The following is a 10,970-nucleotide window of genomic DNA, read 5'->3' as shown; positions in this document are numbered from 1 at the left end:
AAAGGCGATGGCCGGAGGCTTCACCCAGAGTGCCGTCGTCGGCCGGGCGGATCTGGTCGATCAGGTGACGGCGGGGCAAGCCCCCTGGACCCCCCGCGTGGTCGCGTTGCGTGGTGACACGTGGCTTGGGCTTGAAGATCGAGGAGTGATCCAGGTGGCCAGGGCGCCGAAGATCCTGCCGGCCGAGCTTCCTCCCGAGGAGCGCTACAAGAAGGCCAAGGAGATCTGTTACGACCTCCTGGCCGTGCGCGCGCGGACTCAGGAGGAGCTTCGGCAGGCCTTGCGCCGCAAGGGGTTCGACGAGGAAACCAGCGAAACCCTGCTCGGCAAGCTCGACCGGGCAGGGTTGGTGAACGACGCGGAGTTCGCGGAGCTGTGGGTGAAGTCCCGGCACGAGACCCAGGGCTTGTCCCGCACCGCGCTGCTGGCCGAGCTGCGACGCAAGGGCGTCGACGACGAGGTCGCCGCGCAGGCGGCGGGCGAGGTCGACCGCGAGTCCGAGGAGCAGATGGCCCGGGAGCTGGTCCGCAAGCGCCTCGGGTCGCTGGGCAACGTCGACGAGCAGACGGCACTGCGGCGGCTGCTCGGCTTCCTGGCCCGCAAGGGCTACCCGCAGGGGCTGGCGTACACGGTCATCAAGGAGGAACTCCGCGAGTACGGCGCGGAGTCCACCCTCCTCGACGACGCCTACATCGAGTGACGGCGGCCGGTCCCGGCGCGGAGTGGACCGTCGCGCACTTCTCCCAGAGCAACGCGGAGGGCTCCGGGCAGGGTGACGTGGCGGCGTTGCTGCGCCGGGTCGCCGACACGCTCGACGAACTCGGTGACGTCCAAGTACAAGACATCACCTTCGCCAGTGAGGTCACCGCGGGCGAAGACGCGCTGCGGATGACGGTGTACTACCACCGGGAGCCCCGGCGCCGGTGACGGCGCGGGCGGCGGGCCCGGTGCGCACGTCACGCCGAGACCGGCTCCCGGCCGGCCGGCACCCGGCGGTCCGAGCGGTGCTTGCGGACCACCAGCAACAGCACCGCGAGCAGCCCCATCACCACGCACGTGACCACCGCCGACAGCACCAGGAACTCGTTCAGCTGCCCGGCCGCCAGGTACGCACCCAGTGCCACCGCAACCACGGCGCACACCGCTCGGTCCACAATGGACTCCATCGACAGGAGCGTCGCGCGGTAGCGGGAGTCCGGGATCGAGTCGTTCAGCAGCTGCTTCTGGACCGGGAACGAAATCCCCGTCGCCACCGCGAAGACGCACAACACCAGCACCGTCGGGAAGGAGCCCACGAACACGACCGCGCCGAGGCAGAGGGCCATCACGATCGTCAGCGTGAACACCGACCCCACCGGGCCGATCGCGCGGCGGAGGCGGTGCGGGCGGGCCGCGCCCAGTGCCTCGAAGACCGTCATCGCGGCCAGCACCGCGCCGTACCAGTTCACCGACAGGGACTTCGACTCCAGGATCGGCTGGAACAAGTTCACCTGGCAGATGCGGACCAGCGTGAACATCGCGATGCCTTGGACCATCAACACCATCAGCCACCGTGACGAGCGCAGCGCCGACAGCGCGCCGCCCACTCCGGCGAGCAGCGACGCCGTCTTGTCCCTGACGACGCGGCCACCCGGGATCGCGGGAAGCTTCAGCGCGAACACGAGCGCGATACCCGCGTTGATCGCCGTCAGCCAGTACGGGGAAGGGAGGTTCCACGTCATCAGCAGGCCGATCACCGGCCAGTACACGATCTTGCCGATCAGGCTGTACGCGCGGCCGACCCCCTCGACGCGCAGGTAGTGCTCCCCGGCACCGGAAGCGTGCAGGTATTCGTACAGGTACGCGCTCTGCGCGCCGGACACCAGCGACCGCGCCAGCGCGATCAGGACGAAGTGCAGCAGGAACCCGGTGTACGAGCCCAAGAACACCGGCACCAGGTTCGCCGCCACGAGCACGCCGGCGCCGGCCGCCAGCGACGTGCGGTAGTCGAACCGGTCGGCGATCATCCCGGTCGGGATCTCCAGCAGGCAGAACACGATGTAGTAGATGCTCTGGATGCCGAAGATCTCGCCGTCGGACAAGCCGGCGAGCTTCTGGTACTGGTAGAAGATCGGCACCCACAGCAGCAGGCCGAAGAAGAACTGGAACCCGTAGGTCAGCCGGACGGTGCGGCGGACGGCGGGGTTCGCGGGCAGGCGAAGGCCCAGCATGGTCGTGTCTCCCGGAAGGTCAAACAGAATAAGGACGCAGCTGCACGAGGTGGAGGTGGTCGCCGTCGGCGAGCCACTCGACGTCCACCGGCGAGCCGAACGTGTAGTCGGGCGAGAAGTGGCCCTGCAGCAGGCGGCCGGCGATCGCGAGCCGCTGCAGCTGGTCGTGGGCCCGTGAGTCGAGGTCCGCCGTCGCGTCGCCGAGCGACACCGTGCGGCCGCCGCCTTCGACCGTCGAGTACAGGTACTGCATGGGCAGGGCCGAACCGTCGACGACGTCGGTCACGCGCGGCGACACGTTGACGTACACCGTGCGGAAGTCCGCGCGGTTCATCGGGTTCGTCGTCACCAGCACGCCGCCGAAGTCGGCCGTGACCTGCTCCTGGATCACCACGCCCATGTAGCACTCGTCGAGGGAGATCCCCGCCTGCCGCCGCAGCCGGACGCTGCGCACCGACACCAGCGAAGCCCAGACTTCCTTTACGCTGGCGAAGATCCGCTCGGCCGTGGTGACGTGGTTGAGCGACTCGTAGATCCCGGCGGCCGAGAACCCGGCCAGGTCTTCGGCGTTCGACGAGCTGCGGACGACGAACGTCCGCACGCCGGCCAGCTGCGATACCAGCGCGGAGTCGATCTCCCCGGCCAGCGCGCCCGGCATCCGGGCCGACCGGATCAGGCCTTGCAGCTCGACGCACAGCGGCTCGATCTCCCGCGCGTCCAGCTCCAGGGCCATCTTCAGCTTGCCGATGGCCTGCTGGATCCGCGGTGACGACTCCAGGAACCGCCGCTGCAGCGAGAACGGCAGCGCGATGCCGCGCGGCACACGGACGTGGTCGTCGAGCAGCCGGCGGGCCGCGGCGGCCAGGTCGGGAACCGAGGCCCCGGCGGGGACGTCCAGCAGCCGGGCCAGGTACGGCAGCAGGTTCTCCCGCGGCGGCCGCGGCACCTGGTAGAAGCCGAGCAGGCGCTGCGAACCGTGCGCCAGCACGTGGTGCAGCTCGCCGAGGTTCGCCCCCTTGGTGCCGTAGCGGTAGCGGTCGGCCGCGCGCAGCCGGGCGAGGTTCACGATCGGGCTGCGCTCGGACTCCGGCTCCTCCAGCGTGACGCGCTGGGCGTACCAGCTCGGCGGCGCCGCCGTGGCCGGCTCGGCGATCTCCCGCAGCGAGAGCGCTTGAGCGTCCACTGTGTACTCGACCCACTTGCCGTCGAGCTCGCGGCGCTCGATGTCGGCCAGCGCGCCGACCTGGACGGCGTTCGGGATCTGCCAGCCGGTGGCCAGGACGTTGGTGTGCGACAACGGCGTCGTGTGCCGGGCGTTGACGATGCCGGACAGCCGCGGGATGTCGTCGGGCACGCGGTCCATCACGATGATGTCCGACCAGTCCAGCGTCGCGGCCCGGTACTCGGCCTCGGTGCGGAACGCGCGCAGCCGGCCGGTGGCCGTGCCGGGGTTCAGCGCGACGAACGGCGCCGTCGAGAACAGCTCGTGCGCGAACACCCGGGGCAGTTCACTCGGCGGGATCTCCCGGACGATCCGTTCCTGCAGCTGGTTGGCCGGCTTGAACACGAGCGGCAGCGCGGGGTCGACGTACCGGGCGACGAAGGCGTGGAATTCGCGGATCAGCTCGGCCGGCATCGTGTCGACCTCGACCGTCTCCAGCGAAAGCATCTGCGGGTGCCGGGCGAGGATGCCGAGCAGGAACCGGCGGTCCGGTGCGTGGTAGAAGTCCTGGTTGTAGGAGTCGATGTCCGCGCGCACCCGTTCTTCGGGGACGCCGAGGATCTCTTCCCCGATATAGATCGCGTGAAAGGAATGGCGCGCGTCGTTCAGGAAGTGGATGACCTCGTTTTCGCGGTCCACCACGACCTTGACGAAGGAATAGCCACCGAGGGTGCCGCCCAGCTGGTGGAGGGCGGACAGGGAAAGCCGTTCGCCGATGAGGGCGGCGACGTTCTCGGGGGCAGGACTGGGCGCGACCACATCGGTCAGGGACAACGGATCTCCTCGCTCGAAACAGCGAGGAGGAACGATAACAGGGGGTGAATCACCGACTGTGGCGCAAATGCCCCGCTCACTGGCACAAATGGGCCAACGCATGACCGCCGCCACACCCGTTAGGAGCACCGTTCCAGCGCTTGGGAACGGTGCTCCCGGAATCCGGACGCCGATTCCGCCGTTCGGGTCCGTAATTCCGTGGGGTGATCTCGGCTACAGCTTCGCGGCTTCGGCGGCCAGTTTCTCGATCGTCGCGAAATCGAGCGAGGACGTCAGCCACGAGCCGCCGATGCAGCCGACGTTCGACAGCGCCAGGTAGGAAGGCGCCGACGCCACCGTGATGCCGCCCGTCGGGCAGAATTTCAGGGACGGCAACGGGCCTGCGATCGACTTCAGGAACGCGACGCCACCGGACGCCTCCGCCGGGAAGAACTTCAGCGCCGTCAGCCCGCGTTCGGCCAGCCGCATCGCCTCCGACACCGTGCTCGCGCCGGGCAGGAACGGCAGCCCGGTCTCGAAGCACGCGTCGACGACCGCGTCGGTGCAGCCCGGCGTCACGAGGAACTTCGCCCCCGCGTCCGCCGCCTGCTTCGCGTGGTCCGCCGCGGTGACGGTGCCGGCGCCGACGACGATGTCCGGCACCTCGGTGGCGACGCGTTCGATCGCCGACAACGCGGCCGCAGTGCGCAGGGTCAGCTCGATGACCCCGATCCCGCCGGCGAGCAGGGCCCGGGCGACCGGCACCGCGTCGTCGGCGTCGTCGATCACCACGACGGGCATCACGGGGGACAGCTCGAGCAGGTCCTGACCGGTGGTCACTGACCGACCTCCTGGATTGTGAAAGCGGGCGTTCCGAAGTGCTCCGGCGTCAGACCGCCGAACACGGAAGCGCCCTGGTCAGCGGGGCCGACGGCACGGCGCAACGCGGCGAACAGCTCTCGGCCGGTGCCGGTCCAGGATGCTTCGGACGGCGGTCCGTCCACAAGCTCACGGCGGGCGAGTTCTTCGTCACCGACCAGCACGTCGAGCGAGCCCGAAGACGCGTCGAGCCGGATGACGTCGCCATCCGCGACGCGGGCGATCGGGCCGCCCACCGCGGCTTCCGGCGTCACCTGGATGGCGGCCGGGATCTTGCCCGACGCCCCCGACATCCGGCCGTCGGTGAGCAACGCCACCGCGTGCCCGCGGTCCATCAGCACGCCCAGCGCCGGGGTGAGGCCGTGCAGCTCCGGCATGCCGTTGGCCTGCGGGCCCTGCTGCCGGATGACCACGACGACGTCGCGGTCGAGCTCGCCGGCCTGGAACGCGGCCGTGAACGCCTCCTGGGTGGTGAACACCCGCGCCGGCGCCTGGACGACCCGGTGCTCGGGCGCCACCGCGGACACCTTGACCACCGCGCGGCCGAGGTTGCCCTCGACCATCCGCAGCCCGCCGTCCGCGGCGAAGGGGCGCCACGCCGGGCGCAGCACCTCTTCGTCGAGGCTGCGGGTGGGCACGTCGCGCCAGACGAGCTCGCCGTCGGACAGGATCGGCTCGGCCCGGTAGCGGTGCAGCCCGAACCCGGCCACCGTGTGGACGTCTTCGTGCAGGAATCCGGCGTCGAGCAGCGTGCCGACCAGGAACTGGAGGCCGCCGGCGGCGTGGAAGTGGTTGATGTCGGCGCTGCCGTTCGGGTAGACCCGCGCCAGCAGCGGCACGACGGCCGAAAGGTCGGAGAAGTCGTCCCAGGTCAGCTGGATGCCCGCGGCCGCGGCGATCGCGACCAGGTGCATCGTGTGGTTGGTCGACCCGCCCGTGGCGAGCAGCGCGATGACGCCGTTGACGAACGCCTTCTCGTCGAGGATCCGCGAGACCGGCGTGTACTCCTCGCCGCGCGAGATCGCGACGACCCGGCGCCCGGCTTCCTCGGTCAGCGCCTGACGCAACGCCGAACCGGGCTGGACGAAGCTGGCGCCGGGCAGGTGCAGGCCCATCACCTCGACGACCATCTGGTTGGAGTTGGCCGTGCCGTAGAAGGTGCAGGTGCCGGCCGAGTGGTACGACGCCGCCTCGGCGTCGAGCAGGTCTTCGCGCGTCGCGAGGCCCTCGGCGTACAGCTGCCGGACGCGCGCCTTCTCCTTGTTCGGCAGCCCGGAGTTCATCGGCCCGGCCGGGACCAGCACGGCCGGCAGGTGCCCGAACGACAGGGCACCGATCAGCAGGCCGGGCACGATCTTGTCGCAGACGCCCAGCAGCAGGGCCGCGTCGAACATGTCGTGCGAGAGCGCGATCGCCGTCGACATCGCGATGACCTCGCGGCTGAACAGGGACAGCTCCATGCCCGCGCGGCCCTGGGTGATGCCGTCGCACATGGCCGGGACGCCGCCGGCGAACTGGGCGACACCCCCGGCGGAGCGCACGGACTTCTTCAGCCAGGCCGGGTACTCCTGCATCGGCTGGTGAGCCGAGAGCAGGTCGTTGTAGGACGAGACGATCGCGACGCCGGGAGCGCGCGCGGCTCGCAGCGCCTCCTTGTCGACGCCGTCCATGGCCGCGAAGCCGTGGGCGAGGTTGCTGCACGCGAGGCCGCGGCGGACCGGGCCTTCGGCGTACGCGGCGGCCATGCGGTCGAGGTACGCGGTGCGCGTCGCGGCACTGCGCGCGGTGATGCGGGCGGTGACTTCGGCGACGGTCGGGTGCAGCGGGGTGGGAGTGGGGCTCATGTCCGGCTCCGGATCACTGGTGTGTGGTGGTCCGCGGGACGGCAGCGCTGACGCCTCAGGGTCGTGACACTGGCCACACTACCTCGGGAAAACGCCGAATCAAAATCGATTCAGAAGATCGACCCGCGTGACCCCGATCACCTTCGGAACCGTTAGTGTGCTAGTTGTCACACTGCACGACGCGTGGCACAGCCGTAGCCGGTTCCCTGCCAGCCCCACCACACGGGAGGCATGATGTCCACCTCCGAGATCGCCGAGCTGCGGCGAACCATCGGCCAGCTCCGGCAGTGCGTCGGCGCACTGCGCTCTCGTTACGGCGACGCTTCGGCGGTCCGCCGGCTCGCCAACGACGTGGAGCGCCTCGACATCGACACCGCGGACCTCGACGGCACGCCGCTGGCGGTGCCGGCGCAGGCGAAGGCCGCCGAGCGCGTCCCGGTGCCCGACACCCCCTACGACCCGGCGCTCTGGCACGGCGCCGATGACGAAGGCGTCGGCGGCTACAAGCGCGACCAGCGGTGAGCGCTCCGGCTGACAACGGCGTCGGCACCGGCGTCCGGTCCCCGAAGCGGGCCCGGATCGCCGAGCGCACCCTCCGCACGGACCGGTGGTGGCTCCAGCCGCTGCTGACCGTGCTCGGACTGTCGGCGTTCATCATCTACGCGACGGTCCGATCGTTCGTGCGCACCGCGTACTGGGTGCCCGACTACCACTACCTGACGCCGTTCTACTCACCCTGCCTGTCCACGTCGTGCGTCGAGGGCTCGAGCCACTTCGGCCACTGGTTCGGCGACCTGCCGGGGTTCATCCCGCTCGGCTTCGTCGTGCTGCCGTTCCTGCTCGGGTTCCGCCTGACCTGCTACTACTACCGCAAGGCCTACTACCGGGCGGTGTGGTTCTCCCCGCCCGCGTGCGCCGTCGCGGAACCGAAGGCGAAGTACACCGGCGAGACGCGCCTGCCGCTGATCATTCAGAACGTCCACCGCTACTTCTTCTACGTCGCGCTGGTCGTTTCGCTGATCAACACCTACGACGCGATCACCGCGTTCCACGGGAAGACCGGCGGCTTCGGCTTCGGGCTGGGCAACATCGTCCTGCTCGCCAACGTCATCCTGCTCTGGGCCTACACGCTTTCCTGCCACTCGTGCCGGCACGTCACCGGGGGCAGGCTGAAGCACTTCTCCAAGCACCCGGTGCGGTACTGGATCTGGACCCAGGTGACGAAGCTCAACACCCGCCACATGGCGCTGGCCTGGACGACGCTCGGCACGCTGGTGCTGACCGACTTCTACGTCATGCTCGTGGCCAGCGGGGCGATCTCGGACCTGAGATTCGTGAACTAGCCTCCGCCCTTCCCGACAACGACGTCCCCATTTCCGAGGTGGAATTCCTACATGACCGAGGTCGAACGGCACAGCTACGACGTGGTGGTGATCGGTGCCGGTGGCGCCGGTCTGCGCGCGGTGATCGAGGCCAGGGAACGTGGCTTCCGCGTAGCGGTCGTGTGCAAGTCCCTGTTCGGCAAGGCGCACACCGTGATGGCCGAGGGCGGCTGCGCGGCGTCGATGGGCAACGCCAACTCGAACGACAACTGGCAGGTCCACTTCCGCGACACCATGCGCGGCGGCAAGTTCCTCAACAACTGGCGGATGGCCGAGCTGCACGCCAAGGAGGCGCCCGACCGCGTCTGGGAGCTGGAGACCTACGGCGCGCTGTTCGACCGCACCGCCGACGGCCGGATCAGCCAGCGCAACTTCGGCGGGCACACCTACCCGCGGCTGGCCCACGTCGGTGACCGCACCGGCCTCGAGCTGATCCGCACGATGCAGCAGAAGATCGTTTCGCTGCAGCAGGAGGACTTCGCCGAGACCGGGGACTACGAAGCCAAGATCAAGGTCTTCGCCGAGTGCACGATCACCGAGCTGCTCACCACCGACGGCGCCATCGCCGGCGCGTTCGGCTACTGGCGCGAGAGCGGCCGGTTCATCCTGTTCGACGCGCCCGCGGTCGTGCTCGCGACCGGCGGCATCGGCAAGTCGTTCAAGGTGACGTCGAACTCGTGGGAATACACGGGGGACGGCCACGCGCTGGCCATGCGGGCGGGCGCGAACCTGATCAACATGGAGTTCGTCCAGTTCCACCCGACCGGGATGGTCTGGCCGCCGAGCGTCAAGGGCATCCTCGTCACCGAGGGCGTGCGCGGCGACGGCGGCGTGCTCAAGAACTCCGAGGGCAAGCGGTTCATGTTCGAGTACGTGCCCGAGGTCTTCAAGGGCCAGTACGCCGAAAGTGAAGAGGAAGCCGACCGCTGGTACGCCGACGCGGACAACAACCGGCGCACGCCGGACCTGCTGCCGCGCGACGAGGTGGCCCGCGCGATCAACTCCGAGGTCAAGGAGGGGCGCGGCTCCCCGCACGGCGGCGTCTTCCTCGACATCGCCAGCCGGCTGCCGACCGAGGAGATCAAGAAGCGGCTGCCGTCGATGTACCACCAGTTCAAGGAGCTGGCGGACGTCGACATCACGGCGGAGCCGATGGAGGTCGGCCCGACCTGCCACTACGTCATGGGCGGCATCGAGGTCGACCCGGACACGGCCGCGGCGAGCGTGCCCGGCCTGTTCGCGGCCGGCGAGTGCTCGGGCGGCATGCACGGGTCCAACCGGCTCGGCGGCAACTCGCTGTCCGACCTGCTGGTGTTCGGCCGACGCGCGGGGCTCGGCGCCGCCGAGTACGTCAGCGGCCTGGCCGACCGGCCCGCGGTCGCGCAGTCCGATGTGGACGCGGCGGCGAAGATGGCGCTCGCGCCGTTCGACCCGCCCGAGGGCACCACGGCCGAGAACCCGTACACCCTCCACACCGAACTGCAGCAGTCGATGAACGACCTCGTCGGCATCATCCGCAAGGCCGGCGAAATCGAGCAGGCGCTGGTGAAGCTGTCCGAGCTGCGGGAGCGGATCCTGCGCGTCACCGTGGAGGGGCACCGGCAGTTCAACCCCGGCTGGCACCTCGCGATCGACCTGCGCAACATGCTGATGGTCAGCGAGTGCGTCGCGAAGGCCGCGTTGACGCGCACCGAGAGCCGCGGTGGCCACACGCGCGACGACTTCCCGGGCATGGACGCCGAGTGGCGGCACAAGCTGCTGGTGTGCTCGGCGTCGGAGGGGGACAACCCCGTCGTCCCGAACGTCGACGTCGTGGTGAAGGAGCAGGTGCCGCTGCGGCAGGACCTGCTGGAGCTGTTCGAGTTCGGCGAGCTCGGGAAGTACTACACCGACCACGAGCTCGAGGCGCACCCCGGGAGCAAGGCATGAGCTACAAGGCGAGTTTCCGCGTCTGGCGCGGCGACGACACGGGCGGCGAGCTGCAGGACTTCACGGTGGAGGTGAACGAGGGCGAGGTCGTCCTCGACATCATCCACCGGCTGCAGGCCACCCAGGCGTCGGACCTCGCGGTGCGCTGGAACTGCAAGGCGGGCAAGTGCGGCTCGTGCTCGGCGGAGATCAACGGCAAGCCGCGGCTGCTGTGCATGACGCGGATGTCGACGTTCACCGAGGAAGAGGTGATCACGGTGACGCCGATGCGGACGTTCCCGGTGATCCGCGACCTGGTGACCGACGTGTCCTTCAACTACACGAAGGCGCGGGAGATCCCGTCGTTCACCCCGCCCGCGGACCTGAAGCCCGGTGAGTACCGGATGCAGCAGGTGGACGTCGAGCGGTCGCAGGAGTTCCGGAAGTGCATCGAGTGCTTCCTGTGCCAGAACACCTGCCACGTGGTCCGCGACCACGAGGAGAACAAGGAAGCCTTCGCGGGGCCGCGGTACCTGATGCGCATCGCCGAGCTGGAGATGCACCCGCTCGACGTCGCGGACCGACGTGACGCGGCGCAGGAGGAGCACGGCCTCGGCTACTGCAACATCACCAAGTGCTGCAGCGAGGTCTGCCCGGAAGGCATCCACATCACCGACCCAGCAGCAGCCCCGTGCCCTCCGACGGGACCGTGCCGGCGATGCGGTCGTCGGTCTCCAGGGCCGGCGCTTCCCAGCGCACCAGCGGGCGGAGG

Annotated in this window: 10 protein-coding genes; 6 read left to right on the top strand and 4 right to left on the bottom strand. The window is 69.5% G+C overall.

All coding sequences use genetic code 11. The features are described from left to right. The first annotated feature begins 172 nt into the window (after positions 1-172). Positions 173-700, top strand: a complete 528-nt coding sequence (locus ABZ342_RS48250; protein ID WP_360488651.1) for a regulatory protein RecX — start codon at positions 173-175, stop codon at positions 698-700. After that, positions 697-927 (top strand): hypothetical protein, encoded by a 231-nt coding sequence (locus tag ABZ342_RS48245; protein ID WP_155542038.1) that lies wholly within the window; start codon positions 697-699, stop codon positions 925-927. The genes ABZ342_RS48250 and ABZ342_RS48245 overlap by 4 nt, the downstream gene beginning before the upstream one ends. 29 nt (positions 928-956) lie before the next feature. On the opposite strand, the gene ABZ342_RS48240 is transcribed toward ABZ342_RS48245, so the two are convergent. The 4 genes from ABZ342_RS48240 to edd all read right to left on the bottom strand — a co-directional run bounded on the left by ABZ342_RS48240 (position 957) and on the right by edd (position 6,908). Continuing rightward, positions 957-2,210: an MFS transporter gene (locus ABZ342_RS48240; protein ID WP_155542039.1), complete on the bottom strand. Its 1,254-nt coding sequence runs from the start codon at positions 2,208-2,210 to the stop codon at positions 957-959. 19 nt (positions 2,211-2,229) lie between these two features. Next, positions 2,230-4,206 (bottom strand): PEP/pyruvate-binding domain-containing protein, encoded by a 1,977-nt coding sequence (locus tag ABZ342_RS48235; RefSeq protein WP_360488647.1) that lies wholly within the window; start codon positions 4,204-4,206, stop codon positions 2,230-2,232. A gap of 213 nt (positions 4,207-4,419) precedes the next feature. Then, a complete protein-coding gene (gene eda, locus ABZ342_RS48230; protein WP_360488644.1) occupies positions 4,420-5,025 on the bottom strand; it encodes a bifunctional 4-hydroxy-2-oxoglutarate aldolase/2-dehydro-3-deoxy-phosphogluconate aldolase in 606 nt (201 codons plus the stop codon). Next, positions 5,022-6,908, bottom strand: a complete 1,887-nt coding sequence (edd, locus tag ABZ342_RS48225) for a phosphogluconate dehydratase (protein WP_360488641.1) — start codon at positions 6,906-6,908, stop codon at positions 5,022-5,024. Before edd ends, eda begins: the two co-directional genes overlap by 4 nt. A 234-nt stretch (positions 6,909-7,142) precedes the next feature. On the opposite strand from edd, the gene ABZ342_RS48220 reads away from it, so the two are divergent. From ABZ342_RS48220 to ABZ342_RS48205, 4 genes are all read left to right on the top strand, one after another. Continuing rightward, positions 7,143-7,430, top strand: a complete 288-nt coding sequence (locus ABZ342_RS48220) for a hypothetical protein (protein ID WP_196425237.1) — start codon at positions 7,143-7,145, stop codon at positions 7,428-7,430. Continuing rightward, positions 7,427-8,251: a hypothetical protein gene (locus tag ABZ342_RS48215; RefSeq protein WP_155542043.1), complete on the top strand. Its 825-nt coding sequence runs from the start codon at positions 7,427-7,429 to the stop codon at positions 8,249-8,251. The genes ABZ342_RS48220 and ABZ342_RS48215 overlap by 4 nt, the downstream gene beginning before the upstream one ends. Positions 8,252-8,302: 51 nt before the next feature. Further along, complete coding sequence (locus tag ABZ342_RS48210; protein WP_155542044.1) at positions 8,303-10,219, top strand: fumarate reductase/succinate dehydrogenase flavoprotein subunit; 1,917 nt, start codon at positions 8,303-8,305, stop codon at positions 10,217-10,219. Beyond that, positions 10,216-10,970: succinate dehydrogenase/fumarate reductase iron-sulfur subunit (locus tag ABZ342_RS48205; RefSeq protein WP_360488636.1), on the top strand; the 755-nt coding region annotated here is incomplete at its 3' end. The genes ABZ342_RS48210 and ABZ342_RS48205, both read left to right, overlap by 4 nt.

The organism is Amycolatopsis sp. NPDC005961, assembly GCF_040629235.1.
GTDB lineage: Bacteria > Actinomycetota > Actinomycetes > Mycobacteriales > Pseudonocardiaceae > Amycolatopsis > Amycolatopsis camponoti.
The sequence above is the reverse complement of the archived record's forward strand: the minus strand, read 5'-3'. Positions and strand labels throughout refer to the sequence as shown.

Coding starts and splice junctions, on each gene's coding strand:
- ABZ342_RS48210 (WP_155542044.1), top strand. CDS start 8,303: ATGACCGAGGTCGAACGGCACAGCTACGACGTGGTGGTGATCGGTGCC.
- ABZ342_RS48240 (WP_155542039.1), bottom strand. CDS start 2,210: ATGCTGGGCCTTCGCCTGCCCGCGAACCCCGCCGTCCGCCGCACCGTC.
- ABZ342_RS48220 (WP_196425237.1), top strand. CDS start 7,143: ATGTCCACCTCCGAGATCGCCGAGCTGCGGCGAACCATCGGCCAGCTC.
- edd (WP_360488641.1), bottom strand. CDS start 6,908: ATGAGCCCCACTCCCACCCCGCTGCACCCGACCGTCGCCGAAGTCACC.